The organism is Sulfurifustis variabilis, from assembly GCF_002355415.1.
Taxonomy (GTDB): Bacteria; Pseudomonadota; Gammaproteobacteria; order Acidiferrobacterales; family Sulfurifustaceae; genus Sulfurifustis; species Sulfurifustis variabilis.
Genome location: NZ_AP014936.1, coordinates 3,123,633 through 3,150,047 on the forward strand (window position 1 = coordinate 3,123,633; position 26,415 = coordinate 3,150,047).

A 26,415-nucleotide genomic window follows, 5' to 3' on the forward strand; every position below is an offset into this window, starting at 1 on the left:
ATCCTTATAGGCAATAAGTTTGGAAGCCCGGGCATTAGAGGCCGAACGCTACACGGGAAGTAAAGCGGGGGGTCGACGGAGAAAGAGCTTCTTTAAGATCTAGAGCGCAACAGATCGGCCGGCCAACCCAGTCGCTGGTACGGCGTTAATCTTGCAGTGGTCGAATGAACAGACTCCAGTAGTACTCGGCCGCCCCTTGCTGGGATAACGCGCCTTCGCGCCGGTCGCCGAAAGTCTGCAGCCCGAGCGGCTTCAGCTGCAGTGTGTAGCCATCGTCCACCACGCTCAGCGATTCATTGAAGCTATTCCGCTGCAGCTCGCCGGAATGGGAGTACGCGATGCCCCGCGAACCGAATGTCTCGCTGCCATACCAAACTGTGCATTGCGCAACCCTTTCACCCTTGTCGTAGATAAAGGCTGCAAAGCTAGTTTCGCTCAGGCGCTTGAAGCGCGTTTTGATCTGAGAATTGCGCGCCGCTAGCTCCTCTAACGACCCCTCGAAATAACGCGCAATGTATTCGTAGGCGTCTTCCAAAAACGCATCTCGCTCGTGGTCATCAAACTTGCGTTTGATACGCAAATTGCTCGAACGCTCCACGGAAGACGGCACTACGTCGGAGGCGCTCTCAGCAACCTCATGCGGTGACGCTTCGCGCCTCCGGAACGCTTCCGCCGCTTCGCGCACGTCCTTGGCGACGATAGCGAAGGCCTCGTGCTGATTGGCGTACATCGAGACGGGTTTTCCATCCGTCGGCGTCGCTCTCAGATGTCCGAAGGGCGCGGAGTGCCAATCGCAGGGGTGCAGGATAACCGGGATCACGATGGCGCTGCCGTCGTTGTGCTTTTCGAGCGCTCGAGTCATCTCCTTCTCAAAGCAGTAATCAGAGGCAAGGAAATGCGCGCTGACGAGAAGGAGAATGATCTGCGCCGATTCAAGCTCCGCGCTGATCGTTTTACCCAAGTCGCTACCCGCCGTAATCCGGCGATCGTGCCAGGACGAAATCACGCCCTGCCGCTTCAGTAACGCCAGGTGCGTTTCGAGCTCGTTACGCAGCTCCTCGTCCTTATGCGAATAGGAAAAGAACAGCTTGACCACGTTCAGATCGCTCCATCACAAATAGGATTTCAGCTGACGAAGGAAAGCAATTAGATTTCCGCCGGCAAAAGAAGCATCGTTCAAACCGCGCTGATCCCATAGCTCGAACACTTGCTTCTCTTGGGGCCGCGGCTGCCGGCCTCCCCCGCCTGTTGCACAGGTGGGCGTCGACAATACCATGTCGAGGCCAGCCTCCCGGACGGTCACTCTCACGCAAACCGCCTGTCCATCCGCTCGCCGACGGTTTATCTGCTGGTTAATCCAGTGTTCATCGGCACTCGCGTAGTCGCGCTCCTCTTCACCGATTCGAATCCTGATCATGAACCCTCCTAATGCGGCGATCGACGAAACAGGCATGTGGCAGAGCGTTTTCGTAAACAAGGCCTGTGTGTTGTTCGATTCCAATATTCACTGTTCCCGCCCATAGTCAGCAGTCGTACGCGTCAGTCAGTTCAGCATTCCCTTCCTATTTCTCAAATAGACTACTCACCCACTGCAAAAATCTCTTTAGGACACCGGCGCGTTGACGATAGAGCGCATCATAGTACGCACGCCGGCGCTCTTCCTCGGCACGACGGCCAGCGGCGATCTGCTCCGGCGTCCACTTATCAGCCCATCTAATTTCGCCACGATATATCCAGTAGTGCGATTGGCAAGCTTGCTGCCAATTCCCTATCGATGGGTAAAGTGTCGGGCCGGCATCGGTTTCCTCGAGGCTCCACTCTGTCGGGCCAAGCGGTGTCCGGACCTTTGATCCGCATCCACACGCACACAAGTGCGCGACAGCACCGAACTCCTCCGCAACGTACAGCACGCCCGGCTTCAGCTCCTTTGGCATGTAGTGGACGCGTTGCAGCCCAATCTTCATTCGAGTTCCGATTCTCCGACTATTTTTAGGTCGCCTATCTCGAACAGCAGATGATAGTGTGGAAGCTCTTCAAAGTAGAAACCACGCAACTGTTTAAACCGAATAACCGCCAAACACGCGTTGAGCGCATTGAGCTCGCTAATCTGGATATTAGTCCGATACAGATCGTTCGGATCATCCGTCAGCTCGGCCAGCCCTTTGTCGCGCAGCTTCTGCGCGTGCTCGGATGGGTAATAGGTGACGCGCAACATACCGTTGAGAGGGCCTTTCTTGCGGCTGAGCCCCATGCCGACGTCGATGAAAGGGATGCCCTTAGCGATGAGTAGATCGAAAATTGCCGCTCTGGACGGCCCCTTGTCGACGCAAACGAAAGCGAAGGTCACCCCATCGAGGTCCTCCGCACAGGAAGCGTCAATGAACTTGGGGACGATCGTGAGCCCCGTCCGAAAGTTGTCGTAGCGCGACCGGTACACGTCCGCCTTGGTTTTACCAAGCTCCGTTGGATCCAGTCTTCCCGGTGAGCGAAACGCGTTGTGTACGTGAAACGGATCCAGATCAAACCCCCGGATCTCGCGCACCGGCATCTTTACCAGGAAGTCGAGTACGTAGGCACCCGAGCCGCCGAGACCGATTACGGCGACGACATCATTCTTGAACTTCACCGACAGGTCCGTGATCTCTGCGCGACTCGTCAGCGTGTCGTGAAACTTAAAAACAGACTCTTCGGCGACGACCTCCTTTATTACACGGAACGTATACGGGTTCGCGCCATGCAGCTCGATCGCCGGTCCGGATATGATGCCGACGTAGCTTTCGATCTTTTCGAAGAAATCCTGAAACGCTCCGGTTGCTTTGGGCTTGTTTGAGAAGGAGCGCTCCACCACCACGTCCTTGCTTGCGTCGCTCAGCGCAATCTGAGCAGGTCCGCCGCCCAGATTCGGCATCGGTTTCCCGTCCAAGCCATGCGGCATAGACCCAGCAAAGAAGATCTGATGGTCTGTCTGTTTGACGTGTTCATTATCGATGAACTCCAACTTCGCGACGATCGCACCGATCCGCAATTCGCGGTTATGGTCCAGGTACGGGATGTCACGTACGACAAGGCAGTTGCTGTCGAAGGCAACCGCGTACCCCTTCTCGACCAGACGCCGTAAGTCGTCGTTATGACTGACCAGTTTGTGAAACACTGAAGATCATGCCTTCCTTAACTTTGACGGAACCGCCGGGCGAGAGCGTCCCCTCCGGCTTATTGCCGTGGCCGTTCTTGTACTTCACGGAATACGTGATTTCGGGGTGCTGCGCGAAATCCGGCACCTCAAGCACGACCACCTGCGCGTAGGTGATCTCGCCCTTCGGCCACTCATGAGGGCTGCCTTCGACGATGATAGTGACCGTCTTCTTCTCTTCTGCCATGGGAACGACCTCCACGTGTTGATATGCATCGCCGCAAACCATACGGCGAATTGCCAACCGATATGGGGTTGGCCGGGTTTCTTTTCTCCTGGACGATCCCTCACCTATTTATGTTTGGTGCGATCGACCAGGCGGTACTGCGAACCGGCCGATGGCGTCGGCGGGAGCGGTTCGCCCCGCGTCACGGTTCGCTCGGGTCCCTTGCCGCCTTTGGGACCCACGATCTGGTACTGCCCGGACGCCGGAGCTTTCTGACCCGGCCGGTACTTCTTACTTGCCATAGCTTAACCTCCAAGGTTTCGTTTATCCGCGGATACGCGGATGTGCGTATCTTGCACCGAAACAAAAAGGGGCGCAACCCCCTTTTTTTGTTTTACGCCGGAAACAACGACACGTTTTGCGATCGTTCGTGTATCAGTCCGAGCCGAAGCAACCGTACGCGCGCCGCCTCGCGGGATACCGCGTACGTGTCGACCACCGCCTGAATAAGGCGCTCACCGAGCAGCGAACCGGGTGTGACGGCGGCCAGACCGATTTCGCCCTCGAACCTCTCTTTCAGCATGTGTTTCAGATGATTCGCCGGCATTAAAATCGCCCCGCAGACATGACCTGCCTGCCATTCCATCCAATCTGAGACCGGCGCATCGATCAAGGACTCTCGCTTGCAGATCTGGCGATTATCCTCCGGCCGCTTAAGGGGCGCACCGGTGCCGCCGAAATCCAATTCCATTACGCCCACATTCCAAAGATAAGCATGGAAGTGCACATGCCCCCATTCGTGCGTGAGCGTTGTGCGCAGTCGGTTCTCACGATGTGGGTCGTTTGCTAGAACAGAGGTGATGCGCACGGAGGGCTTACCTTTAGAACTGAAGATCGTCACGCCTTCGACGCTCTGTCCGAATTCCGAGAGGTCGGCATAGAGATCAAGATCGGCGACATCCTTTTCCAAGAAGGTGGTCAAGTCGTCGGTGCTGATGGGAAAATGGATCTCGCCGTACTTCTTTCGCAGGAAGGTCGTGATGATCGACTCGCACTCCCGATCCAGTTCAGCAGGCTCGTAGTGCGGCCGGGTAGCGAATCTTCCTGTTCTGTCCGGCACAGTTTTCACGATCGTATTCTCTAGCTCTTTATCTGCCTTCGAAAGGCGACCATAAGCTTTTCGACTTTTTCGGGTGGCAGATTCTTGCTTAGGATATCTGTCGGTATCCTCCCGGCAAGGTAATAAAGATAATCCGAATTCAAATCGAGCACTTTGGCGAATTGCTGAACCATCAAGTCAGATGACGGGCTACGTCGATCATGCTCGATATCATTGAGATATTGAGGTGAGATCGGCTCCCCATCTTCGCGCTTAATCTTTGCTGCGAGCTCTTTTTGGCTCATGCCCAGCTCTTTTCGCTTTTGGGAAATTGCTTGGCCAAACGTAACAGGATCTAACATGGTAACAAGCGCCCTATATTCGCAAATCTGCGGAACTGCGTAGTATAGTCAATTTATCCCAAGCGCAACGTACGGTCAAACAGTCCCGGCGGGTCCATGAGATGGGCTGTCTGGTAGCTTCGGCGCGCGCGCTGAGAAACACGCACGGCACCATGTAAGCAATAAGTGCGCAAGAACTCGCTGCGCGACCTAGACATTCATGATGGGGATCGACTGCACCTTCTACCGTAGCTGCTGCCCGGCCTCGATTCGGGCCCCTGTCGTATCGAGCCCGTCGATGCGCTGAACCGCCCGCGTCTGAGCGTCCGGGCGGTTGCCGTCGATGTTCAGGAAGTTTCCCGAGCCCGTGACGCGGTCGAGAGTCAGGTTGCCCGCGGTCGGCAGTTTGCCGGCGAGATTCAGAATCCCGATCCACTCATCGAGATTGACGGTGCTCCAGTCCACCAGTCCGATCTGGTCCAGTGACAGGCCGTTGCACGACGGGTTCTGCGCACTACCCCAAGTCATCGCGAGCTGTGGCCGTACCTGTGCCTGGATGATGCGCGACAGAGGCGAGCTGAAGCAGCAGTAGCTTTCGCGTTTCTCCACGCAGCTTCCGAGAAGCTCGCTCGCGCAGTACGACCCCACGTGGGTGCAGAGCTTGAGCTCGCGTTTCGCACCGAGCTCGAACTCTCGTTCCTCGCACTCCCAGATGAGATTGATCACCAGGATCACGATCGTGTAGATCATGTACGCGGTCGCGATCCATTGCAGCGCCGCCCCCACCGATTCGTTGAGCACGACGCTGCCGCCTGCGTCCGTGAAGAGCGCGTTGGCCGCGTCCGTCCCGAACAGCTGGTTCACCCAGTCGTAGGCGGCCTGCATCATCTGCTGCTTGAACTGCTCGAGCGAGAAGCTCGCCGCCTGCTCGCTGGCCGCGGCCGTGGTCGAGCCGGAGAGATTGTTCCAGGCGCTGGCGAACCAGTCCTTGACCGACGACCAGCTGTTCACGACCGGGTCGCGCAGCGTCTCCCACGCGCCACGCAGGGGGCTCGCGCTCAGCCAGTCGGCGGCTGTGTCGAAGGCCCCGACGTCGTTCAGCTTGAAGATCAGATTGATGTACTCTGCGAGCGACACGCCGTCCGGCGTCTTGCAGCAGTCCACCACCCCGCCCACGGCCTTCTTGCACTGGTAGGCCTCGCCGGCGAACACCGTGCAGGTGTTGACTTCGTAGTGGCCCCCGCCCTGGCTCGCCTGCGCGCAGCTCGAGTCCATGGACATGAACTGCGCCGTGTTGAGCGCGGCGACCGCGCGCGCGAAATCAGGGTTCTGTTCGGCCGGCTGCGTGACGCAGTCGTTTCCCATGCAGCGGATCGGGCCGACGCAATCGTAGGTTGTGCCAGTGCGCTCGGTCGGCACCGTAGTGGTCACGCCGCAGTCCCAAGTCTCCTCGTAGACGTAGCAGGAGCCGGATGCGCCCTGCGCCCCCTGCAGGCAGCGGGAGGAGATGAACCCGCAGTTCGGGTTCGTTTCGTACTGCGCGCAACTGTTCGGGTTGTCGCCGGTGTTCTGCGGGCACTGGAGATTTCCGCTCGCGTCGGTGTAGCACGTGAGCCCGCCCTGGTTGAAGCCGCAGTTCGCCTGCACCTCGGCCTGCAAGCAGCCGTTGGGTATGCCCTGGACCGGCGCTGGCGGCGGCTCGAGCTGCGTCCCGCAGAGCGTCACGCCGTTGACGTCCGCGCAATCGCTGTTGTTTTGGGTGCATTGCAAGGTGCCGGTGCAGAAGCCGTCCTGGACCGCCTGGAGGAGGTCCGGACATTGCGGCGACGACCATTGCCAGCTGTCGCTTGCCTTCCGCCATAGCCGGACCTGCTGCTGGATGCCGGAGTAGTACCACGCCCATCCGCCCACGTCGGTGAGCTTGATGCGGGCGATGAGCCCGTTGGCGCAGCTCGGTTCCTGCAGGACGTTCCAGGTGAAGGAAGCGTCGTACGGACCCGCGAACGGCCAGTCCCAAGTTCCCAGCGTCTGGTAGGTGTAGGGCGCGCCCGATCCGCAAATGGCGTCGTAGTTCAGGGTCGGAGTGACGTCGCCGTAGGGGACGGCCCCGGGATCAGACCCCGACGGGTCGAGCGTCACGCTGCCGGTCTTGAAGTCCGCGACGAGCACCGCATCGTGCGGGAAGTACACCCCCGCTCGGAGCGTCACGAGGTACTGGTCCACGTCGATTTGATGCGAGAGCGTGCACAACTGCGGGGCCTGGTAGAGCCGCTCGCAGGTGCGGTAGTCGGGCACGCGCGTGGTGATGCTTCCGGGGACGGTCGTGGTGGTGGCCGTGCAGTCGGAGAACTCCGGAGCCAGCGTGGCGAGATTGTTGAGGGTGTCGTCGGTCTGCACCCACACCGGGTCGCTGCGCATGTCAGGGATCGAGAGCAGGCGGCTGTCGATGATGGTGCGATAGGCCTCGCCCGGGTACGACGGCTGCGTCTCGAGGATCGCCTGCGTGTCAGTGCCGAGCGTCTGCATCGCGGCATCGTTGCCATAGGTGCTCGTGTAGGTGCTGAAGTCCCCGGTCGCGCCGGGGAACAGCTCGCTGGCGGGGATCGACTGGGGCGCGGCGCCGTTCGGGTACAGCGTGATGTTGCCCTGGCTGTCGGCGGTGGCGATGTCGGGCGACGGCACGAACGCCTGCCCGGCGCTCTGGCCATGGGCGGCGGCGTCACTGATCGGATCGGCGAGGTGTTGGGCGAGCGCGGTAGTCGCGGGCACCCAGTAGACGGCGGCCGAGAGCAGGAACGCAAGCGGGCGCGCGAGCCAGGGGCCGCGCAGGAACGACATCAGTCCGTGCTCCATGGCTCGCCCCTAGAACGTGGCGCAGCAGTCGTGCCAGCGCCACAGGACGTAGATCGCGTCCTCGCCCACCCCCGGTATCACGCGCCACTCGCCCCATATAAAGGTGGTCTGTCCGATCGGGTGGCTGCCCGCGGTCGTGCGGCTGCGGGTTTCGGTGGTGGTGTTCCCCGCGGCGTCCGTGGCCTCGGCCGTGTAGGTGAACGAGTCGCCGGCCTCGGGGACCGGGAAGAACATCGACATGCGGTACTGGGACTTCGGGAACATCGGCTCGATGCGGCCGCGACAGAGGGCGTCGTCGCCGAGCGTCCGCCAGGCGAGCCCACGGCGGTGCAGGCCGGCGACCGCGCGCGTCGCGAGCAGGCTCGTGTTCTCGGGCATGGAGCCGGCCGCGAAGTCGATCCCGGAGATCGGATAGATCGTCCCCCACGACCCCGCACACCACCACAGCGACTCGATCGGCCGGCCGACCGCGGCGGCGGCCGCATCGGCGGCGCAGGCCGCGATCGCGAGCGGATTGGCGACGGCGGCCGACTCGGGGTTGACGAAAAAGGCGATCAGCTCGTCGCTCCAGCTCGGGTCGAGCTCGGACATGTAGGCGAGATCGAGGTCCATGTAGGCGTCGGGGTTGCAGCGCTCCTCGACGAACAGGTCGAGCATCACAACGAGCGGGAAGGTGTAGTAGTGGAAGTGGTAGAACCCGGTGTCGCCCGCGTCCCAGTCGCCCTCGCCCGACGTCCCCTGCTGGCGCCAGTCGCTGAGCGGCAGCTTGATGCCACCCAAGGTCGCGGAGCAGCCGGGGGCACGCACGAGCTCGATGAGCTTCGCGGGCTCCCACATCGACACGATGAATCCGGGCTGCGGCACGCCGAGCGCGTCGTCGCACACGCAGAGCGAACCCGAGGCCGCGCCGCTCGGAACGTTTGACGGGTCGCCGCCCAGCGAGACACCGGCCACCCGGATCGGGAACATGCAGCTCCAGCAGAGGTCGGTGATCAGGCGGCCGGAGATCACGTTGCCGTCCGGGCAGGACGGGTCGTCGGTCATCGCCGGCATGTTCGCCGCCGCGAGGCAAGACCATATAGTAAGAATGAACAGCGCGATCGCTCTGGCGCACATGGTCGTCACTCCCCGGCCGGCGGCGGGATCTCGCGAACGACGATGTCCCTGCCCTCGGCGTCAATCAGCGCGGGCACGCGTTCGATGTGGAAGCGCGCGCGGATCGGCTCGTTCAGCAGGTAGACCGGCGCGCGGAAGCCGTCCTGCATCTGCTTGAACCCGTCCCAACCAGCCGCACGGTCGAGCCCCGAGGCGATCAACACCAGACGGCGGTCGCGGTAGCGCGCCGCGAGCTCGCGCGCGAGCGCGACCTGCTCCGGCCGCGACGCGTCGAACACCAGCAGTCGTTCGTGGAACGGCATGAGGTCGAGCGGGTTGATGCGGCTCCCCGCCGGGGCGATCACGTTCCCGCGGGCGTTCTTGATGTCGGCGGTCACCATCAAGCTCGGATCGAAGCGCCGGCTGCGCGGCTCGGTGGCCTGCGGAAGCTCGAGATACCGGAGCTTGCCCCAGTAGCGTTCGGCGGCCCGCTGCTGGGAAGCGGTCAGGTCCAGCGACGCGAGCCGTTGCTTCAGCACCTCGATCAGGTTGGGCTCGGTCGCAGTCACGGTCGGGCCGATGGCTCCGAGGTCGCCGCGCGCGCCGGCACGCACCCGGGCGAGCATGTGGCGGATGCCATAGGTGCCACGGGCCTGCGCGATCGGCTCGCCACCCGCATAGACCGCGATCGCCGGCACCTCGTCGGTGCCGAGCCGCTCGAAGCGCGGCGGGTCGATCGTCACGGCGGGCACCGGGTCGAGACCGGCCAAGAGCGCGTGCAGGCGCTTGATGGCGTCGCGGAATCGCTGGCCCTCCGGGATGCCGCGGAAGATCATCACGGCGTTCGGGTACGAGGACACTTCGGCCGCGATCTCGCGCAGCGCCTCCTCGCCCAGCGCCCAGGAGACCAGGATCTCGACGCGGTAACCCGACGCGGTGGAGGCAGCCCCGCTCGCTTCGCCGGCGGGATCGACGCCGAGCATCTCGGCGGCGTCGCCCGTGCGCGCGGAGCCCTCGATTCTCGCGGCGTCGCGGGCGATGGACTCGACGCCTTCGCGCTGCGCGGGGGTCAACGGCGCACCTTCCAGCCAGGCCGGGTACGGTGCTTGTTCCGCCTGTTTCTCGATACGCTGAGCCTGTTCGACGATGGCATCGATGCCATCGAGCACGGCGTCGGACGCGGACACGCCGGCGGAGGCGATGAGCAGCGTTGCGGCTAGCGTAGCGGCGCGCGGCATCGCGCATCCTAAAGAAGCTTCATGGCGCGACCCACGATCTGGTCGGCCGCCACGTACCCCCAGTAGCGCCCGTCGTAGGAGTCGTGCGAGCGCCCCATGAAGAAGTAGTGGCCGTCCGGCACGTGTTCGCTGCGCGCGAAGGCCGAGGCCTGACGCCCTAGGGTGCGCGCCAGTGCGAGCCCCTCTCCCACGGCAGCGCCGTTGACGGTGGTCCGCTCCCGGGTCACCTCGACCTCATCGCCCGGCAGGCCGGCGACCTCCTTGGCGATCAGCGTGCCGTCGGTGAAGAACGTGTGTCCTCCGATCTTCACGACGATGCCGCGCGCCGCGAACGCGTAGATCCCGCCGCGTTTCGGCGCGCGGTCTCCGAGGTCGACCAGGAACACCCGCCAGCCGGGCAGGCAGGTCGAGGCCTGGGTGGCGATGCCGATTCGGTAGTGCGTGCGGAACCAGGCCGTCGCGCCGAGCAGCGCGACCGTGATCAGCGCCGCCTTGATGAGAAACCGCCTGCGGCTAGCGAACCAGTTCCGCGGGGACATAGTTCGCTTCCGGGGCGCCGAGCACCGCCTGTCCGTCCAGGACGAGGTAGCCGGCGTCCGTGAGCTTTTTCACCGCCTCGCGCACGCGCGCCATGCGGTGGTTGACGGTCTGCGGCGCGCTGTCGTCCTTGGGAAGATCGGCGACCACCTGGCCGAAATCGACCACCGCGATCGGCGGCGGCGCGCTCGCGGGCTCGAAGCGCTTCAGCGCGTAGTGCGCGCCGGTGGCAGCGATGGCCCCCGCCACCGCACCGGCGATCGCCGCCGCGCGCCAGACGCGCCCGGCTTCAAGCGGCGCGGCCACGCGCCTGCTCCCGCTGCTTGAGGATGTCGCGGATCGCCTCGGCGAGCGTGAGCCCCCGGCTCATCCGCTCGTGGATCGCGTGGCGGTCCTCGGGGTGCGTCGAGTACAGCAGTCGGCGGAAGGGCTCGATCACGAGGTAGGCGACCCCCATGCCGTTCGGCGTGATGACGAACGCCTGCGAATAGCGGCCGGGCGCGGTGTGGATCTCTTTCATCAGCTCGTAGGCGCCGTCGGAGACCGGGAGACGCCGGTCCTTCTTGATCTCGTCGATCGCGGAGGCCTGCTGCTTCAAGAGGATCTTGGTCGCCGAGTTCTCGGTGATCGCGAGCCCGACCGGGCTCGAGTACAGGTCGTTGATGCCCTGCGAGATGAACACCCCGGCGGCGTTCATCTTGCGGAACCGGCGCCAGCCCGTCTCGAGGAAGCGGGTCACCGCCTCGCCCGCGTTCTTGAGGATGTCCCAGCCCTCGTCGCAGAGCACCATGCGGTAGCGGTTGTCGCCGCTGCGCGCCGAGGCGACGAAGATGTTGTACTGGATCTGGTAGATGAGCTGCAGGAGCACGACCTGCTGCAGGTGCGGACGGCTCTTCAGCTCCTCGAGCTCGATGACCGTGAAGTTGTCCTGGAAGGTGACGTTGTTCTCGCCAACGAAGTAGCGGCCGTACTCGCCCCGCGAGGTAAAGGCGTAGAGCTGGTGACCGATGTCCTTGACGCGCTGGTCCGGTTCAGCCTTGCAGCGCTCGGCGATGTCGTCGACCTGCATCGCCCGCCCCTTCTCGTCCCAGATCTCGCGCATCACGCGCTTGAGCGAGGCGGTCTGGAAGTCGCTGAGGGGCTGGGTCGGCGCCGCCATCGCCGCGACGATCCCGACCAGCATGTCCGACTCCTCGCTGTAGTCGACGACGAGCGGGAACGGGTTCAGGCAGACGTTGGTGTTCTCCCCGAAGTGGACGAACGCGCCGCCGTGGCGCTCGGCGCTGTTCTTGTACGACTTGCCGACGTCAATCACCCAGATCTGGGCGTTCACCGACAGGAGCGACGTGCAGAGGTCGTTCGCGAAGTTGGACTTGCCGGCGCCGCTCTCCGCGCAGATCACGGCGTTGTAGTTGGTGCTCGAATCGAACAGGTTGAAGGACACCGGCTGACCTTGGCGCGAGATGAGGCTCATCACCGGCGTGCCGGTGCCGGTCCAGTCGCCGAAGATCGGCAGCATCGGGATGACGTGGCGGGTGGCGAAGGTCTTGTAGCGGAACAGGTCGCCCACCGCGCGCCGGTCGGCCCCGAGGGGCAGGTTGTTGATGAAGAGCGGCAGCGACACGAAATCGTCCGCCATGAGGTGGAAGCCGAGCTCGCCCCAGTAGGAGATCGTGTTCGCGACGGCGGCGGTGGCGGCGTCCTCGTCGGGCGCGAACAAGGCGATGCCGAGGTACATGCGGCACGGCCGGTCGCCGTCGTCGAGCGCCTGGAAGAGCACGTCGAAGCCCTTTTTCTTCAGGCCGAGCATGGGCTCGAACTTAAGCAGCGGGCCGTAAGCCTGGTTGGTCACCCAGGTGCGCTTGGTACTGAGCATCGCCTTGGAGTGCTGGGGGTCGGGGAAAAACAGGGTGGCCGTGATCAGCACGTTCTCGAACACGCCGCGCGCCCCGGTGCGCGGCTCGCAGAGATAGGCGACGGCCTGCCCGAAGGAGACGCCGTCCGGATAGCGCTTGACCGAAAGCGTCCGCACCCGCGTCGAGCCGAGCCACACGCCCTGGCGGTCGCGCCGGATCTCGTTGTCCCAGTCGATCACCTGCTCGCGCAGCGGCTTGTCGGCATCGGCCGAGACCGGGCCGCGGCGCCAGGAGGCGTTCGGGCCATGGTTGAACAGCGTCGAGAGCGTGTGGACGTAGCCGTCGACCGTGAGCTCGCGCGGCGCGAGCCCCACGGTCTCGAGGGCCTGCCGGATGTCGACGCGCAGGGCGCTGCACGCGGCGACCTCCTTCTCGCTCGGGGTGGCGGCGGTAAGCGGCAGCTTGACGGTGACGATCACCCGGATGTGGCGGAGGCGCAGCCGCATGCCGTCGATGATCGGCTGCTGCGCGCCGCCGGCGATGAACTGGGCGCGCTGCTCGGCCGAGGCGCGCAGATCCGGGTCGCGCTGCCCGATCCGCAGATCCCGGAAATGCGTGACGAAGTCGCCGATGTCCGGTCCGGCCCAGAGCGCGATCGAGACGAGCGTGTCGGCCGGCCACTCGCGGTTGAGCAGGACTTTCAGGCGCTCGGCGACGCTGTCGTCGGCGCCCGGCAGTGGGCGGCACACGAACCCGAAGCCGAGCGCGGCGTCCTCGTCGGTGTTGGCGACGCCGTCGAACCTCGACGGCACGCAGTAGAAGAGATGCGTCTCGTCGCTGTACGACACCGGCGACAGCATGCGCGTCGCGCGCTCGTACTGGATGAGAGTTGTCATGGTCCGTGTCCCGGGCAGCAGGCGCCGCGGCTACTTCTTGGCGACGCCGGCACCGACCCGCCTTTCACCCGCAGTCCTCGAACCCGTGTCCCCGCCGTCCCGCGCAGGATGGGTCCGATCGGCGACGAGCCAGCCGGCCCAATCCGCGGGCAGGCCACGGCTCACCATGCTGTCGGCGCGGATGGTGTACGGCACGCCGTGGATGCCGAGGAGTTGAGCGGTCACCATCGCCTTCTGGATCGGCTTGAGATCGCAGGGCTTCTGCTGCTCGAGTGGCTTTCCGTAGTCCTCGCTCATCAGGGCGTTGAGCGCAGCCTTACGATCCTTGGCGCAGCCGAGCTCGCGCACCAGGCGCTGCGACTCCGGGCCGAGCACCGGGATCGCGATGAAATCGAACGCGTACCGCTTGGCGAGCTCAGGTTTGTCCGTGACCTGCTTCATGAGCTTCGCGCACCACGGGCACTTCGGGTCGGCGAAGACCGTGACGCGCTCCTTGCCGGTTCCGTAAGTGAGCGGCCCGAGCTCCGCCACCGCGATGCCCATCCGCTCGAGATTGACGTGGGTGACCGACTCGCGCACCTCGTCGATGGACTTGAGCGGCTTGCGCTCCCAGGCGTCGAACAGCGTGCCACGCAGGACGTAGCGGCCGCTGTCGGAGATGTAGAGCAGCTCGCCGTTGCTCACCACCGCCTTGAGCGCGCCGATCGGCATCGCGACGATCGATTCGATCCTCGGAGAGGCGGCAGCCGGATCGGTCACCTGAGAAGACGCCGCCGGCATCGCCGGCCCGGCGGCCCCCGTGTCCGCGGCGCTGACCGCCGCCGGCGCGGTGGCCGCGAGCAAGATCGCACCGAGACGCTTCGCGCGCCCGTTTCGCATCACAGCACCGGCAGGGTGGCGGTGAAGATCGAGTTGATCACGGTCGGCGCGTTGTAGAGGCCGATGCCGGCGCCGATGCCGACGGCGAAGGCCATCAGCGACTGGCGCGCGATGCCGGCCACGATGCCGACCAGGATCAGGGCGCCGGCGATGATGCGGCCGAGGGCGCCCTGCGACCAGTCGGTCAGCATCGTCCACACCGGGTCGAAGGCGCCGCCGCCGGTGCCGGCGAGCGCGGCCTCGGGGAGCGTGGTCGCGGCGATCGCGACGAGCGCCGTCAATACCATAAGAACATGTTGCTTGCGGTTGTTGCCCATCATGATGGTTACTCCGGAGTTAGCGTGTTGGGGTGCCGCTCGTCGCGGCGGGTTTCGTGCCGGATGCGGCTGGCACGTTCGTGGCCGCCGCCGGGCTGCTCGCGGTGGTGCTCTTGGCGCCCGACGGACGTGTCGCTGGCTGGACGACCGGTTGCATCGTTGGTCCGGTCGGTCCCGACTGCAGCGGCGTGATCTCCCGAGCGCGGGTGCGCGCGGTTTTGCCGATCGTCCAGCGACGCGGCTCGATCTCGGTGTAGATGAGCTTGGTGAGGTGCAGATCCGAGTCCTCCGCCTCCCAGGGGGCGACCCAGATGCGCATCACGCGCGACGGCGTGCGCAGCGGCAGGGCGCCGTCGGTGATCTCCGGCACCATCCCCGGCAGCGGCTTGGGTGCGGCGCTGGCGGGTCCCTGCTGCTCCTGTTGCTCGCGCTTCTCGGGGTTGCCGGTCACCGGCCCGTCGGTGTGTTTCGAGGCCTCGTAGACCTCGGAAGCCGACAGGCACGAGACCCCCTCGGGTATGCCACTGCACGTGAACTCCGACTTGCCGATCGCGCAGCCGGTGAGTGCGAGAACGCCCATGAGTATTTGCACGTAATGCATGGGTCGGGATGCTAGGTTGCGCGACGCGACCGTGCGCAATCGATAGATGGCGGTTTCGAGCACTTAGTCCCCCGGATCTGTTATCGGACCGCCGCTACTCGTCGCGCAGGCGCATGCGCAGCGGCCCGGTCAGGATGAAGTCGATCTGGCGGCCGCTGTCGATCTCGAGCACCGGTTGGATCGCATCGGTGAGCTTCATGTAGTACTCGGCGAGGCGCTCGAAGCTCTTGCCCGCCCCGCCGTAGGCGGCGGCGCGGACTGCGTCGCTCGAGTAGTTCTGCTGGTATTGCACCGACTGCGCCGGCGTCGTGGCGATGACGGGGACGGGCTGGTAGCCGAAAACCTTGGACATGCCCTCGAGGAACCCGGCGAGCGCGGCCCGCGCGATCACCGTGCCCGAACGGCTGACCAGGCGACCGCGCAGCCCGTTCTTGCCGTCGCTGCCCGACATGAAGCCCTCGAGCTTGGTTTCGATCACCTTGCCGTCGGTGCGCACGCACGACAGCGTCTCGCCGCGGCCGAAGACGCGCTCGGAGCTCAAGTCCCCGTAGGTGCCGACGATCATGAAGCACTCGCGCACGTCGGCGCGGAAGTCGTTCGGCAGGATGGCCTCCTTGTTGGCGCGCGCCATGATCGGAAACGGCTCGCGGCGCGCGGCCAGTCCGGTCGGCGCGTCGACGCCAGTAATGAGCACGGCCGAGAGGATGCTGCCGGCGGGGAGGTACACGTCGTAGTCGCGGCTGTCGCGTTCGGCGCCGGCCAGCCGGATCGCGTCGCCCGCCGCTGCGTCCTCGCCGATGACGCGCACCTCGAAGCCACCCGCACCAGCCTCCCGCGTGGTGCGCGGCGGCCGGGGATAATCGGCGAGCGGGGTCTGCGCGAACGGATTCGGCGTCGCGGCGGCGGGTCTGGCGCCGGCCGGCGTGGTCGCCGGGCCACGCTCGGCGGCCTCGCGCAGTCGCTTCATCTGATCGGCGATCGCATCGGTGGTGCTCTTGCGGGCGTCCCCGAGCTCTCGTTCCAGCCGCTCGATCTTGTGTTTGGCCTCCTCGTTGCCGCGCTGCAGGAGCTGGATCTGCGCGCTCAGGGAGTCGAGCGACACCTTTCGGGTGTCCGTGTCGGTGAGGACATGGCGTACCGTCTCGCGCTCCTTGCGCTCCTGAGCGCGCTTCGAGCCCGGGTCGGCGGGCGCGACGACGTAGACGAGCGCCCCGAGCACCGTGACGGCCACGCCCACGGCGAGCCAGCGCTGGGTCTTGGGCGAGAACTGCCGCCAGCTGTCCTTGAGCATTTGCTTCACTGCGCAGTCCCGAGCAGCGATGGTCGCTCGGTCACGTTCGGCTTCGACGGCTGGCGCTGGAAGGCGACGTAGACCTCGGTCGCCTGCCCGGGCTCGAGCACGACCTCGGGCCAGAAGGCGACGCCGGCGACGTCCTCGGCGGCGCACCACGTCTCCTTCAGTTCGACCGGTTTCGCTCCGGTGTTGCGCGCGACGCCGACCGCCACCTCGATCCGGGCGCCGGTCAGCAACTGTCCCCGGTCGAACGAGAACCGCACGCCCGCGCGTTCGGCCTCGGGGCCCAGGCAGCTGCGGCGCGCCGCGGGCACCGCCGGGCGCAGCGCGTAGCCCTGCGGCAGTTGCCCGAGGGCGATCTGGCGAAAGGTCTGCCGCAGCATGTCCTCGTAGGGATGCGCGCGTTCCCATTTCGTCGCCTTGTCCTTGCTGTAGCGACCGACCACCGCCAAGTCGCTCTTGAGGGTCAGCGTGATGTCGCGCGGCGGGATCTTCTTCGGCACGAACGTGACCGAGATCGCGACCGACTCGTCGCCCTTCTCGGTGATGTAGAGCCCGACCGGCGTCTCGGACTTCGGCGCCACGTAGAGGACGTTGCCTTCGCGGTGAATCGCGGCGGTCGAGGTCGTTTTCGCCACCGGATGATCGAAGGGCGTGACGATCCGGTTCAGGTGCCCCAGCGCGATCGGCACGATCTCGGTCACGCCCGGCTTGACCAGCAAGTGATTCGCCTCGGTGGTCACCTTGAGCGGCGGCGCCGCGATCTCCGCTGGCGACGCCGTCGCTGCGGCCGGTAAGTCCGGTGTGGACGGCGCTGCGAGCGACGCACCGGGACTGACCGGCACGACCGGCGGTGGCGGAGTCTGCGAAGCCGAGCCCAGCACCGATGCCGGCACCGTCGGCAGCTCCACGGCCTGCGCGCTGCCGAGCGCGGCGAGAAGCAGGAGCGCCGCGCGGGCGGGTGCGTTCGTCTTCATCGCGCGGCCTCCCTGGCGTCAGCGGCCGCCTCCGCCGTCGCGGCGGGGCTCGTGGTCTTCTCCAGACGCGCGAGGTTTTCGAGCGTGCGCGGCTGGCCGCGGTAGGTTTCGAGGTGCGTGACGTACGGCTGGTAGGCGCGCACCTTGACGATGAGCTCGTAGGTGCGCGCATCGCGGTCGTCGCGCCCCATCGGCCCGGAGACGATCGAGTTGCCGACGACGAACACCTTCTCGGTCTTCGGCTCGAAGATCACCTCGCGCGGCTCGAAGCGCATGGTCACGCGATCGAGCTTGATCTGCTCGACCTGGCGCGCGAGGGCGTTGACGACGTCTTGGTAGACGCTCGGCGCGAGCAGCGGCGTGATGAGGCGCTTGAGGTCGTCGGCGTTGCCGGGGGTCACATTGCCGAGCAGTCCCGCCACCACGAGCGACCACGACTCCGCGAACGACTGGTCGGCGCGGTCGCGCGCGACCTTCATGGGCTGGGTGAGCTCAGGCGGCGTCAGTACCACCACCTCGCCGCGCGTGAAGGCCGCCAAGCCGACGACGACGTTGGAGGCGATCAGGCCGAAGATCACGTAGCGCTGCACGCGGTTCTCAAGGCGCATGCCGTCCCAGGTGGCAAAGAACTTCCCCCAGTTCATGGCCGGCCTCAGATGTGGAACTCGCGCGCGAAGGGATTCGGGATGGTGCGCGCGCTGGTCGGCAACGCGCCGAGCCAGTACAGGACGTGCAAGAAGTAGCCGTCCGGCTTGCCGTCGCGGTAGCGCGCATACGCCTTGGTCAGGACGAGCCCGATCAGCGTGAAGATCAACGCCTGCGAGAGCATCACGCCGATCACAAGCCCGATCGCGAGCGGCGCGATCTCGTCAGCGCTCCAGAGCAGCAGGTGCGGCGGATCGTCCACGAACCGCGGCAACTCGATGTGACTCATGCGAACCTCCGAAGGTCTTGGCTCGCGTGACACTACCTGCGCTGCCGGGTGTCGATGCGGGGGATAGATGCGCTATTTGCGCGTTTACCGTCAGCTGGGCATCATGTGCATGCGATTATTTGATAGTTAGCGGCTATGGAGATAATGCGTGCGACATCCGAAGATGCTCACGACATTGCTCAGGTGCACGTCCTGGCATGGCAAGCCGCATATGAAGGTATCGTTCCCGCAGAACACCTTGCAATACAGTCAGTCGCGAAGCGCGAAGCAGCGTGGAGGGAAGCCATTGCGACAGGAACACCAGAGATTTTGGTTGCCAAGGCAGATGATCAGCTCGTCGGCTGGATCGCCTTTGGGCCATCCCGCGACAAGAACGCCGGTTCCAAGGCAGCCGAGGTGTGGGCCATATATGTTGCGCCGTCCCACTGGTCACGCGGTGTAGGGCGCCTTTTATGGCTCCACGCCCGAGAACGGCTCGCCGAACAGGGCTATGAGAGCGTCAGTGTCTGGGTGCTAGCTGAAAACACCAGGGCCATGAAATTCTATCGCGCCGCAGGGTTTGTGGCCGAGCCAACGGGTCAAAAAGAGGTCATGATGGCAGGCAAGTCGTTGCAAGAGCTGCGCTATGAGACTGCACTCAACGGCTAACTACGTTTTCAGCCGGGCGCGGTAACGCGCTGCGGCTACATCCGATATCTTTGGTCCACGCCAAGCTAAAACAACGTTATGCCCTACACCACGGTCCATCACATCAGCCCAAGCCACACGCACGAAAAGCTCGAGTCACCGAGCTACTCCGACTTGGTGGACGTGTTCGAGGATCGGATGCGCAAATGGCTCCTCGAGCCAGCCTTGCATCTACTGACACTTGAGCATGGCGATGCTCCCGCGGTATCCCTGGTCCTCGGCTACTTTGAGGGCATCGAAATCTACTGCTCTGGCAAAGACAGCAAGGGCGCCTCAAAGGAGTCCTTCCGTCGGGGATTCCAGCGCGTGTTCCGCACAAAGCCGGAGAATTCGCACCTATACGATGAAATTGTTGACAGCCTTTACGTGCAAGCCAGGTGCGGCTTCGTGCACGATGGACTATTTCGCAACCGTGTGTTCTTTAGCGACGCACGCCCGGAGGCTCTCAATGTCACTTGGCCAAGGAAAGACGGAGAGTTCGTAAAAGATGGGCACTTGGAGTCAGTCGTTATCAACGCCGCTCGGTTTGTTGACGGCGTAGTCGTACACTTCAACAGCTATATTTCGGACCTGCGGGCTGAGAGCGACCCTGACCTCAAGGCCAACTTTCTTGCTGCCGTTGAGCTCAAGTGGGGGCTCAATGAGCCGGATAGAGTCATTGGCATGTCAGAGAGTGAGTTCTTCAGCAATGGGGCATAACGATTCATTCACGCCGCTGCCTTCTGCAACAAGGTAGGCACTTTACGCCGAATTCGCGCATTCCCCGTGAGAGAGCGTAGCCAGAAAATCGAATGGGCATACTTTGCCGATACGCTCGAAAGCATTGATGCCGCGCTGTTGGTAACGGACTTGTCGGGAGAGTTTCATGCGCTTCGCGCGCGCGTGGACCGGGCCACGGTAAGCGCGCGACATGCGGAAGGCGGTGGTCGACTGCTGTGCGGGCAGTGCAGTGTACCTGTGCGCATAACCGGCCATAGGGACGGCTCATGGCGTTGGTTCTATCACGTTCGGAACTCACCCCGCTGCCCGTGGTATTCGGGGAAATTCGTTGCGCCCGACCTGCTCGCTGCGCGAGTGCATCGTGGCCGACAAGAAGGTGCTCGACACACGCGGCTCAAGCTCGCGATTGCCGATGCGCTCGCGCGTGATCCGCGAAACAGCGAAATAAAGATCGACTGTGTGCGGATGGGGCGAATACTGCTAGGTGAGCGCCGCAAACCCGACGTGGCATTTGTCCGGGACGGACAAGAATGGGCGATCGAGCTGCAAGTAAGCTGGCTGCCTGGGACAGAAGCCGCGGGACGCGATCGCTATTACGAGCGCGAGGGTGTGCGCTTGCTGTGGCTATTCCCCGGGCGCGCGCGGGGACAATTCACGCAAGAAGATGAAGCCGCCAAGAACGTGCGCAATGTCTTCACTTTCAGCGATATCGAAATTGCCGCAAGTCGGGAGCGGGGCGAGCTGTTACTGCTTTGCCACTACAAGTCACCCGCGTTGCGGGGCGGCGCGATTGTGGATGAGCCCGCTACCGCTCTGATTTCGCTGGCCGACCTCAAGAACGATAATCTGCGGCCTTTCTATTTCGATTACGACGCCGCATGCGTGCACCTGCGTTCCCCAAGCGAAGAACGCTCCCGGAAGGCGGCAACCGAGTATTTGCGCGCGGCGCTTCGCTACTTCGAATCAGATTTTGCTAGCACGACAAGTGACGCCTTTGTGAACGCGCGCGACAATTTGGCCGACGCGGGGTTTCCCGAAGTCCGGGAGTATTTCTTCGAGGCACAAATGCGTCGGCTGCTTTCCATTCGCGTGGGGCGTCCAGTGGGGTACAAGGTCGCAACGGTTTATCAAGTAGTAGATGCCAGCCTTCTGCAACCATCGGCTACGCAACAACGCCCGCTCATGCACGTATTCGCCGCCGCGTTGCTCGCGTGGCGCCCACCGATGGAGACCCGGCATTGGGCGCGGATCAAGGAGGTATGCCGCCGCCCCACGGCGCTGGATCGGCGCTTTGATCGTCTCGCCTCGTTCTTATTCCCCGAGCTTGCCCCCTACCTCGCGGCTGAGCGGCGCGCGGATCTGGAGCTCTCCGCGACGCCCTGATCGTTTCTTTGCTTCACATGCACAACCGGCTGACAGCGGCCAAATAACGTTTTCGCGTACGGTCAGACGCGCTTCTGCGTGTGGGCAGCGACCTGTCCCAGCGCGATCGGTATGACAACCCCGAAGAGCGGGAGCACGGCCGGGCTGATCGGCACCGGGGCGATCAGCAGGCTCACCAGCGCCACGAGCGACCACAGCACGGTCTGCAGGGCGACACGATGCACGACGGGGCTCGCGTAGGCAAAGCCCGCCTGCTTGATCTTCCAGGCCATCATGCCGTCGAGCACCGCGGGAGCTGCGGTGATGGCGAAGAACGGCAGCCACGCGGTGATCAGCGCCAGGCGCACGAACATCTGGTAAATCGTCGCGAACGTGGCCTGGAGCCGATTCTCGACGAGGGGAAACCACCCGGTCTGGCCGAGCTGTTCCAGGCCCTGCGATCGCCGTCGCTGCGATTCCGTCGGGATGAGATGGTCGTAGGTGGCATCGAGTGCGCCGCTTTCGACGATCGCGCCGTTGTACCAGCCGATCGCCTTGCGCTCGACCCAGGTGGCGGTCTCGGGGCTCAGGTCGCGCCACAACCACGCGTGTTCGGTGGCGCTGACCCGCTGCATCCACTCGCCGGGGACAAGCAGCAAAATCACAAGCAGCTGCGCGAGGCACAGCCACATCACCACCGGCAGCGGTTTTCTAGCCGCCCGCGTCGACATGGCCAAGCTCCGGCAGGAACGAGCGCAGGTGGCCGTCGAAGGCCGCGCGGTTGCGGGCGGTGATGGCGGCGAGCACCCGGTAGTTCTGGCTCCGGAGGCTGCGCCCGCCAAGGCGCGCGCGGCGCACGCGCAAGACGCCCGGATCGCGTGCTGCGGACCAGTACCAGCCGATGAATGGCTCCGCACCCAGCCGCCAGGCGTCGTCGCCGTCGAGGATCGCCACACCCCCGACCTCCTGCACGCACCGCGCGGCGATCTCCCGCACCAAGCGCACGAAGCGGGCGAGCTCTTCGCCTTCGGCGTCAGCGACATAGCCGTGCACCGGCGGCGCGATGATCGTCGCGAGCACCGGCGGATGGCCGCGCGTGGCGTGCCGCAGCGCATCGCCCACCAAGCGCGCGGCGCGCTCCAGCAGGTCGGTCGCGGTCGGCCAGTCGAACTCGAGGCAGCTCAGGTCGCGCGCCAATGACCGGCTGCGCGCGCGCAGGCCGCGCAGCGCCTCGGCGCCACTTCGCGACGGCTTGCCCAGCAGCAGACCCGGGGTCGTGCTCACCCGGTCCCGCGCGGCGGGATCTTCACAATCGGCAGCCGTCCTTTCATGATCTTGCCGTTGGCGAGCTTGGCGAGGTACTCGCGGTTTGGCAGCAGGCCGAGCAGCGCCGGCGGGAACAGGTCGGCCTCCTCCTCCATCAGGCGCTCGCCGCTGTTGCCGGTGAAATTCATCGGGTCCTGCGCCTGCGTGCCGCTCCCCTGCGTGCGCAGCACGTGGCGCACGACGGTCTTGGGCAGGCCGTCGGTGATGGTCTGCTGCGACTCGGCGTCGAGCACGCGGAGCGTCACGGTGTTGTTGAGGTTGCCGACCACCTGGCGGGCCTTGGCGGCGCTGCCGAGCTTGGCCTCGACGTCACCGTAGGTCTGGATGCAGAGCGTGAGGCGGAAGAGCGAGCCGCGCGACTTGTTCAGGAGCTGAATGGTGGGGTCGTGCAGGCACTCCGGGGCCTCGTCGATGAAGACGTTCACCGGTCGCAGGCCGACGCCGTAGTTGTAGCGGTCGCCCGCGACCGCCGCGAGGTCAGCGAGCAGGATCGAGCCCACCGCCTGGCCGACCATCTGGTCGGTCAGCGTGTCGAGCCCGATGTAGGCGACCTGGCCGTTGCGGATGATGCGCGCGGAGTCCGTGATCGGACGCGCATCGGTCACATCCGCGGTATCCGGCGAGAGCAGCCTCCCGAGGTGACCAGAGGTGAGCATGGCCATGAGCGGCATCAAGCCGGCAATCATCTTCTGGTGGTGCTCGCGGTTGTGGGTGAACATCTGGATCAGGCCCTCGAGATCGGGCGAGGCGTGGTCCGGCTGGACGCGGTCGTAGTAGAAACGCACGAAGGCGTGGGCGCGCGCGTCATCGTTGGCGGCGCGCTCGAGGTAGCCGCGTACGGCGCTCCTCCAATCGGGTACGTGCTGCGCGGAGTACGCTTCGATCGCGTCGATCACCAGGCGCGTCGGGTTGTTCAGGTGGCGGTTGATCTCGATCAGGCTCGGCTGGCGGCCGCAGAGGATGTTGCCCTGGATGACGTTGTTGAGCGCCATGTGCGAGTACGCCTTGAATGGGTCGGCGCCCTCCTCGGTCGCCATGTTCGAGGCGACGCGCGAGGCCAGCTCCGTTGGGCGCACGAAGTTGCGCATCGGATCGATGCGCGCCGAGCGCTCGGGGAAGCCCGGATGGAAATAGACGAAGCGCTGGGGATCGCCGGCGAGCGCACAGGCGAGCTCCGCGACCCCGCGCAGCGTCTTGTCCGACTTCGGGTCGAGGATGATGACCGCCTCGCCGCGCAGGATGGCCTGCATGACGAGGAGCGCGAGGAGCGTCGTCTTGCCGGAGCCGGTGGTGCCGACGATGAGCGTGTGCCCCTCGGCGAGCGCGATCGGCAGATAGATGTCCTCTTCCCTGAGCGACACGCCGTGGATCCACGGGCAGCCGCTCCCGTCGTGGGTGGTCGCGAGCTTGGCGCGGTCGCTCTTCAGCAGCTCGTGGACGAGCTGGGTGTGCGGCTGGTCCCACTCGAACCCCCAGCCGAGCCACACGTCCTCCGGGTGCGCGCGCATCTTTCGCTGCAGCGTCTTCGGCTCGATGAAGGCGACGTCGTGGCCGCGCAGGGCCCGCTTGCGGCTCGCGATGCGCGAGGCGCCAAGCGAGCGGTACGCCGCCATCACGGCGCCGACGCCGGCCATCCAGGTGAACGGCGCGCGCGGCAACCCGCTCCACTGCATGGCCGCGAGCGACGCGGCGATGCCGGCGAGCCAGCCCGCGGCCGCGACGGCCTCGTAGTTCCCGCGGAACGCGAGCTCGTATTCGCGCGGGCTCGGACCGCCGGCGAACGGCCACTTCATCCTTCGGCCCCAGTTTCCCTGACGTAGAGGTAATCGACATCGAGGCGGACGTCGTGACGCTGCTCTATCGCCTTGCGCAACTGGGCGAGCGAGGCGGCACCCGGGTGCGTGTCGAGAAACGACGACAGCACCGAGCGCGGCAGGCGCAGCCAACCGCCCTCCTCGCTCATCCCGCCCCCGATCTGCGGGTCGCGAGCGCGCACGAGTCGCACCAGGGTCTCGGCCTGGTCAGCAACCTCCTCCGTCGCGGTCTCCCGCCCCCGGTGCCCGGCTGGCTGGTCGCCGGTGGACGACGCGTGCGGCGGCGTGGCAGACAGGTCATTGCGCGGGTCAGCCGTGCGCGCTGGTAGCGTGCGGGCGAGGGCGATCACGGCTGCAGCCGGCTTCTGCGCGAGGACCAACCCGCGTATGCCCTCCCGCTCCCGCACCTTCTTAACGGGCGATATCGGATCGAGCACGATCCAGTCGGCCTCGCTCAATGCGTTCAGGATCTCGGTCGGGTTGCCGTAGGCCGCGACCGCATCGGGGTAGCGGACGATCACGTCGGAGCCGACGAGCGCCAGTGCCTCGCCCCACGCCCGTTTACCCGCCGCGATGTCACGGGCCATCGCGGTCAAGATCTCGCTGGCGCGGCCCGGCAGTGTGGGGCCGATGTTGGCCTGGGCGCCTTGCGCAGTACGGCCCTCACTCGCCTGCGCTTCGTCAGACCCGGACGGCAGCGGCGATGCCTCCGATCCTTTGTCGCGTGCTGACGCGGACCGCGGCGCCGCGCGCCGCGCGCGCGGTCTCGCCCGCTCCCGTGGACGCCCGGACGATGCCGTCGCGTCTGCCGTCGACGGTGGCGGTGCCGATCGCGAAGGCGCATCGGACAGGATCACGGTGCGTCCGTCGCCTTCGGCGCTCGGTGCATCCGGGCGGGCCGTGGGTTCGACCGCCGTCTCCTCGGCGCTCAGCGGACCCGATGTTTTCGTCGGCGCAAGCGACGCATCGTCGATATACGCCGGCACCGGCGCCGGGGGTTCTGATCCAAAGAGCACCTGTGGTCCCTTGAGCCTCAGCATTTGCAGCACCACGCGCTCGCCGTCAGGAGTATCGAGCGGTTGCGGCGCGACCGGCCACATCGGGTGCTTCTCGCCGCGGCGATCAACATGGGGGATGGCGAGCTCGCGCTCGAGCAGGATCTCGGCGAGCGTCGCTGCGTCACGCGGAATGCCTTGAGCGCCACCGTGCGCGAGCAGTCTGTGGATGTCCTCGCAGGCGTGTTTCCAGACGATGAACAGCCCGTGGTTCGTGTTCCAGACGCGCGCGCCGCGCTGGTTGACGGACCACTCCCCGCTCGTGAGCAGGCGGCGCATTGCGTCGAGAAGATACTGGTCGGCGGGCACCCCGTGCGGGTTGTCGTCACTGCCGCCGTAATGCGGGGACTTGAGGTCGCGCTGCATGCTTTCGCCATCCGCGGCGTTGACGAGACGGGCGAAGCGGTCTTCGGGGACGGCCGTGCTGCCGATCGCCTCGAAGAGCGCTTGCACGATCGCCGGTCCGGGTTCGTTCAACCAATCAACAGCGTCCTCGGTGAGGATGTAGTGAGCGAGAAAGACGGAGAAATTCTCGTGGCGCCCATGGCGGTCGGGACGCCAGTGGAGAAAGTAGCGCGTCAGCTTGTGAGCTCGCGCCCAGTCGTAGAGCGCGCCGCGGTGCGGGTTCCATCGGTGCGCGCCGTCGTTGCTGGTCACGGACACGTCGGCGCCGGCCTTGCCGACGTCGTGCAGCAGGCCCGCCAAGCACACGGCTATGCGCCAGCGCGGTTCCAGGCTCTTTCGCTCGAGCGGCGTGCCGCCACCGACGAACACCACGCCCTCCGCCGCGCGCGCGGCCCAGCAGGCGACTTCGAGCCCGTGGCGCAGCAACCCCCCGGCCAGACGATGATGATGGCGCTCCGAAGCCGGCAGCAGGTGCACGAAAGCGGCGTAGCGTTCGATGACGGGGAGGACGAGCCGCTCGAACTCACCGCGCTCGAGGGCGAGTGTGTGCTGGATCGATCGCACGATGTCCCACTGCGGAGCGAGCAGCCGCCGCGGCTCGGCGGCCGGCAGGCCCTGCTGGAAAGGCGGGTAGCGCGGGACCTCGGTGTCGTCGGCTCGTGAGGGTGGCGATACGTAGACGGTTCTCGAGACCTGATCGCCCTTGGTGCTCGCCCGCAATCGCCGCAGCATCGTCCTCAGCATGCCGGCATTGTTTCCGCTGCCGAGGGCGT

The 26,415-nt window shown here is 65.2% G+C and carries 27 protein-coding genes; 3 read left to right on the forward strand and 24 right to left on the reverse strand.

Features of this window, described 5'->3' with window-relative positions; all coding sequences use genetic code 11:
- Positions 1 to 145: 145 nt before the first annotated feature.
- From SVA_RS15080 to traL, 20 genes are all read right to left on the reverse strand, one after another.
- Positions 146 to 1,096, reverse strand: a complete 951-nt coding sequence (locus SVA_RS15080) for a toll/interleukin-1 receptor domain-containing protein (RefSeq protein ID WP_096462008.1) — start codon at positions 1,094 to 1,096, stop codon at positions 146 to 148.
- 15 nt (positions 1,097 to 1,111) lie between these two features.
- Positions 1,112 to 1,417, reverse strand: a complete 306-nt coding sequence (locus tag SVA_RS19565) for a hypothetical protein (protein WP_169924130.1) — start codon at positions 1,415 to 1,417, stop codon at positions 1,112 to 1,114.
- A 145-nt stretch (positions 1,418 to 1,562) separates the two neighbouring features.
- Positions 1,563 to 1,964: a ubiquitination-like system serine protease family protein gene (locus tag SVA_RS20490; protein ID WP_096462009.1), complete on the reverse strand. Its 402-nt coding sequence runs from the start codon at positions 1,962 to 1,964 to the stop codon at positions 1,563 to 1,565.
- Positions 1,961 to 3,151, reverse strand: coding sequence for a ThiF family adenylyltransferase (locus tag SVA_RS15090; RefSeq protein ID WP_096462010.1), 1,191 nt, complete (start codon positions 3,149 to 3,151; stop codon positions 1,961 to 1,963). The genes SVA_RS20490 and SVA_RS15090 overlap by 4 nt, the downstream gene beginning before the upstream one ends.
- Positions 3,126 to 3,377: a multiubiquitin domain-containing protein gene (locus SVA_RS15095; RefSeq protein WP_096462011.1), complete on the reverse strand. Its 252-nt coding sequence runs from the start codon at positions 3,375 to 3,377 to the stop codon at positions 3,126 to 3,128. Before SVA_RS15095 ends, SVA_RS15090 begins: the two co-directional genes overlap by 26 nt.
- A 373-nt stretch (positions 3,378 to 3,750) precedes the next feature.
- Positions 3,751 to 4,485 carry a hypothetical protein gene (locus tag SVA_RS15100; protein WP_197703237.1) on the reverse strand — a complete coding sequence of 245 codons (735 nt, stop codon included), beginning with the start codon at positions 4,483 to 4,485 and terminating at the stop codon, positions 3,751 to 3,753.
- 11 nt (positions 4,486 to 4,496) lie between these two features.
- Positions 4,497 to 4,817 carry a helix-turn-helix domain-containing protein gene (locus SVA_RS15105; RefSeq protein WP_096462013.1) on the reverse strand — a complete coding sequence of 107 codons (321 nt, stop codon included), beginning with the start codon at positions 4,815 to 4,817 and terminating at the stop codon, positions 4,497 to 4,499.
- Positions 4,818 to 5,039: 222 nt separating this feature from the next.
- A complete protein-coding gene (gene traN / locus SVA_RS15110; protein WP_096462014.1) occupies positions 5,040 to 7,649 on the reverse strand; it encodes a conjugal transfer mating pair stabilization protein TraN in 2,610 nt (869 codons plus the stop codon).
- Positions 7,650 to 7,658: 9 nt separating this feature from the next.
- Positions 7,659 to 8,765, reverse strand: a complete 1,107-nt coding sequence (locus SVA_RS15115; protein WP_096462015.1) for a TraU family protein — start codon at positions 8,763 to 8,765, stop codon at positions 7,659 to 7,661.
- A 5-nt stretch (positions 8,766 to 8,770) separates the two neighbouring features.
- Positions 8,771 to 9,982, reverse strand: coding sequence for a TrbC family F-type conjugative pilus assembly protein (locus SVA_RS15120; RefSeq protein WP_096462016.1), 1,212 nt, complete (start codon positions 9,980 to 9,982; stop codon positions 8,771 to 8,773).
- A gap of 8 nt (positions 9,983 to 9,990) precedes the next feature.
- Positions 9,991 to 10,521: a signal peptidase I gene (gene lepB, locus SVA_RS15125; RefSeq protein ID WP_096462017.1), complete on the reverse strand. Its 531-nt coding sequence runs from the start codon at positions 10,519 to 10,521 to the stop codon at positions 9,991 to 9,993.
- Positions 10,496 to 10,825 (reverse strand): hypothetical protein, encoded by a 330-nt coding sequence (locus SVA_RS15130; protein WP_096462018.1) that lies wholly within the window; start codon positions 10,823 to 10,825, stop codon positions 10,496 to 10,498. The genes lepB and SVA_RS15130 overlap by 26 nt, the downstream gene beginning before the upstream one ends.
- Complete coding sequence (traC, locus tag SVA_RS15135; RefSeq protein WP_096462019.1) at positions 10,809 to 13,271, reverse strand: type IV secretion system protein TraC; 2,463 nt, start codon at positions 13,269 to 13,271, stop codon at positions 10,809 to 10,811. The genes SVA_RS15130 and traC overlap by 17 nt, the downstream gene beginning before the upstream one ends.
- A 30-nt stretch (positions 13,272 to 13,301) precedes the next feature.
- Positions 13,302 to 14,150 carry a DsbC family protein gene (locus tag SVA_RS15140; protein WP_096462020.1) on the reverse strand — a complete coding sequence of 283 codons (849 nt, stop codon included), beginning with the start codon at positions 14,148 to 14,150 and terminating at the stop codon, positions 13,302 to 13,304.
- Positions 14,150 to 14,470: a TraA family conjugative transfer protein gene (traA, locus tag SVA_RS15145; RefSeq protein ID WP_197703239.1), complete on the reverse strand. Its 321-nt coding sequence runs from the start codon at positions 14,468 to 14,470 to the stop codon at positions 14,150 to 14,152. Before traA ends, SVA_RS15140 begins: the two co-directional genes overlap by 1 nt.
- A 16-nt stretch (positions 14,471 to 14,486) precedes the next feature.
- On the reverse strand, positions 14,487 to 15,068 hold the full coding sequence (gene traV / locus SVA_RS15150) for a type IV conjugative transfer system lipoprotein TraV (RefSeq protein WP_096462021.1): 582 nt from the start codon (positions 15,066 to 15,068) through the stop codon (positions 14,487 to 14,489).
- A 94-nt stretch (positions 15,069 to 15,162) separates the two neighbouring features.
- Positions 15,163 to 16,359 carry a TraB/VirB10 family protein gene (locus SVA_RS15155; protein ID WP_096462022.1) on the reverse strand — a complete coding sequence of 399 codons (1,197 nt, stop codon included), beginning with the start codon at positions 16,357 to 16,359 and terminating at the stop codon, positions 15,163 to 15,165.
- A 5-nt stretch (positions 16,360 to 16,364) separates the two neighbouring features.
- Positions 16,365 to 17,339, reverse strand: coding sequence for a TraK domain-containing protein (locus tag SVA_RS15160; RefSeq protein WP_096462023.1), 975 nt, complete (start codon positions 17,337 to 17,339; stop codon positions 16,365 to 16,367).
- Positions 17,336 to 17,983 carry a TraE/TraK family type IV conjugative transfer system protein gene (locus tag SVA_RS15165; protein ID WP_096462024.1) on the reverse strand — a complete coding sequence of 216 codons (648 nt, stop codon included), beginning with the start codon at positions 17,981 to 17,983 and terminating at the stop codon, positions 17,336 to 17,338. The genes SVA_RS15160 and SVA_RS15165 overlap by 4 nt, the downstream gene beginning before the upstream one ends.
- Positions 17,984 to 17,991: 8 nt before the next feature.
- Positions 17,992 to 18,273, reverse strand: a complete 282-nt coding sequence (gene traL, locus SVA_RS15170; RefSeq protein WP_096462025.1) for a type IV conjugative transfer system protein TraL — start codon at positions 18,271 to 18,273, stop codon at positions 17,992 to 17,994.
- 144 nt (positions 18,274 to 18,417) lie between these two features.
- Here traL and SVA_RS15175 point away from each other — a divergent pair, with 144 nt between their 5' ends.
- From SVA_RS15175 to SVA_RS15185, 3 genes are all read left to right on the forward strand, one after another.
- Positions 18,418 to 18,921: a GNAT family N-acetyltransferase gene (locus tag SVA_RS15175; protein ID WP_197703240.1), complete on the forward strand. Its 504-nt coding sequence runs from the start codon at positions 18,418 to 18,420 to the stop codon at positions 18,919 to 18,921.
- A gap of 78 nt (positions 18,922 to 18,999) precedes the next feature.
- A complete protein-coding gene (locus SVA_RS15180) occupies positions 19,000 to 19,659 on the forward strand; it encodes a hypothetical protein (RefSeq protein ID WP_096462027.1) in 660 nt (219 codons plus the stop codon).
- A 66-nt stretch (positions 19,660 to 19,725) separates the two neighbouring features.
- On the forward strand, positions 19,726 to 21,063 hold the full coding sequence (locus SVA_RS15185; protein ID WP_148665512.1) for a competence protein CoiA family protein: 1,338 nt from the start codon (positions 19,726 to 19,728) through the stop codon (positions 21,061 to 21,063).
- 62 nt (positions 21,064 to 21,125) lie between these two features.
- On the opposite strand, the gene SVA_RS19860 is transcribed toward SVA_RS15185, so the two are convergent.
- Genes SVA_RS19860 through mobH form a run of 4 tightly spaced genes read right to left on the reverse strand, consistent with a single transcriptional unit; the run spans position 21,126 to position 26,386 of the window.
- On the reverse strand, positions 21,126 to 21,773 hold the full coding sequence (locus SVA_RS19860) for an IncC plasmid conjugative DNA transfer DtrJ family protein (RefSeq protein WP_169924131.1): 648 nt from the start codon (positions 21,771 to 21,773) through the stop codon (positions 21,126 to 21,128).
- A complete protein-coding gene (locus tag SVA_RS19865; protein ID WP_169924132.1) occupies positions 21,754 to 22,326 on the reverse strand; it encodes a hypothetical protein in 573 nt (190 codons plus the stop codon). Before SVA_RS19865 ends, SVA_RS19860 begins: the two co-directional genes overlap by 20 nt.
- Positions 22,323 to 24,161 (reverse strand): conjugative transfer system coupling protein TraD, encoded by a 1,839-nt coding sequence (gene traD / locus SVA_RS15195; RefSeq protein WP_096462030.1) that lies wholly within the window; start codon positions 24,159 to 24,161, stop codon positions 22,323 to 22,325. Before traD ends, SVA_RS19865 begins: the two co-directional genes overlap by 4 nt.
- The gene (gene mobH / locus SVA_RS15200) at positions 24,158 to 26,386 is read right to left on the reverse strand and encodes a MobH family relaxase (protein WP_096462031.1); all 2,229 of its coding nucleotides are present in this window, start codon (positions 26,384 to 26,386) and stop codon (positions 24,158 to 24,160) included. Before mobH ends, traD begins: the two co-directional genes overlap by 4 nt.
- Between the last annotated feature and the right edge of the window lie 29 nt (positions 26,387 to 26,415).

Bases quoted from the DNA above. Each gene is read 5' to 3' on its own strand.
- SVA_RS15175 (WP_197703240.1), top strand. From the start codon at position 18,418: ATGCGTGCGACATCCGAAGATGCTCACGACATTGCTCAGGTGCACGTC.
- traA (WP_197703239.1), bottom strand. From the start codon at position 14,470: ATGATGGGCAACAACCGCAAGCAACATGTTCTTATGGTATTGACGGCG.
- SVA_RS15160 (WP_096462023.1), bottom strand. From the start codon at position 17,339: ATGAAGACGAACGCACCCGCCCGCGCGGCGCTCCTGCTTCTCGCCGCG.
- SVA_RS15120 (WP_096462016.1), bottom strand. From the start codon at position 9,982: ATGCCGCGCGCCGCTACGCTAGCCGCAACGCTGCTCATCGCCTCCGCC.
- SVA_RS15165 (WP_096462024.1), bottom strand. From the start codon at position 17,983: ATGAACTGGGGGAAGTTCTTTGCCACCTGGGACGGCATGCGCCTTGAG.
- SVA_RS15095 (WP_096462011.1), bottom strand. From the start codon at position 3,377: ATGGCAGAAGAGAAGAAGACGGTCACTATCATCGTCGAAGGCAGCCCT.
- SVA_RS15180 (WP_096462027.1), top strand. From the start codon at position 19,000: ATGCCCTACACCACGGTCCATCACATCAGCCCAAGCCACACGCACGAA.
- traL (WP_096462025.1), bottom strand. From the start codon at position 18,273: ATGAGTCACATCGAGTTGCCGCGGTTCGTGGACGATCCGCCGCACCTG.
- SVA_RS19860 (WP_169924131.1), bottom strand. From the start codon at position 21,773: ATGTCGACGCGGGCGGCTAGAAAACCGCTGCCGGTGGTGATGTGGCTG.
- traD (WP_096462030.1), bottom strand. From the start codon at position 24,161: ATGAAGTGGCCGTTCGCCGGCGGTCCGAGCCCGCGCGAATACGAGCTC.
- mobH (WP_096462031.1), bottom strand. From the start codon at position 26,386: ATGCTGAGGACGATGCTGCGGCGATTGCGGGCGAGCACCAAGGGCGAT.
- SVA_RS20490 (WP_096462009.1), bottom strand. From the start codon at position 1,964: ATGAAGATTGGGCTGCAACGCGTCCACTACATGCCAAAGGAGCTGAAG.
- SVA_RS15140 (WP_096462020.1), bottom strand. From the start codon at position 14,150: ATGCGAAACGGGCGCGCGAAGCGTCTCGGTGCGATCTTGCTCGCGGCC.
- lepB (WP_096462017.1), bottom strand. From the start codon at position 10,521: ATGTCCCCGCGGAACTGGTTCGCTAGCCGCAGGCGGTTTCTCATCAAG.
- SVA_RS19565 (WP_169924130.1), bottom strand. From the start codon at position 1,417: ATGATCAGGATTCGAATCGGTGAAGAGGAGCGCGACTACGCGAGTGCC.
- traV (WP_096462021.1), bottom strand. From the start codon at position 15,068: ATGCATTACGTGCAAATACTCATGGGCGTTCTCGCACTCACCGGCTGC.
- SVA_RS15105 (WP_096462013.1), bottom strand. From the start codon at position 4,817: ATGTTAGATCCTGTTACGTTTGGCCAAGCAATTTCCCAAAAGCGAAAA.
- traN (WP_096462014.1), bottom strand. From the start codon at position 7,649: ATGGAGCACGGACTGATGTCGTTCCTGCGCGGCCCCTGGCTCGCGCGC.
- SVA_RS15155 (WP_096462022.1), bottom strand. From the start codon at position 16,359: ATGCTCAAGGACAGCTGGCGGCAGTTCTCGCCCAAGACCCAGCGCTGG.
- traC (WP_096462019.1), bottom strand. From the start codon at position 13,271: ATGACAACTCTCATCCAGTACGAGCGCGCGACGCGCATGCTGTCGCCG.
- SVA_RS15115 (WP_096462015.1), bottom strand. From the start codon at position 8,765: ATGTGCGCCAGAGCGATCGCGCTGTTCATTCTTACTATATGGTCTTGC.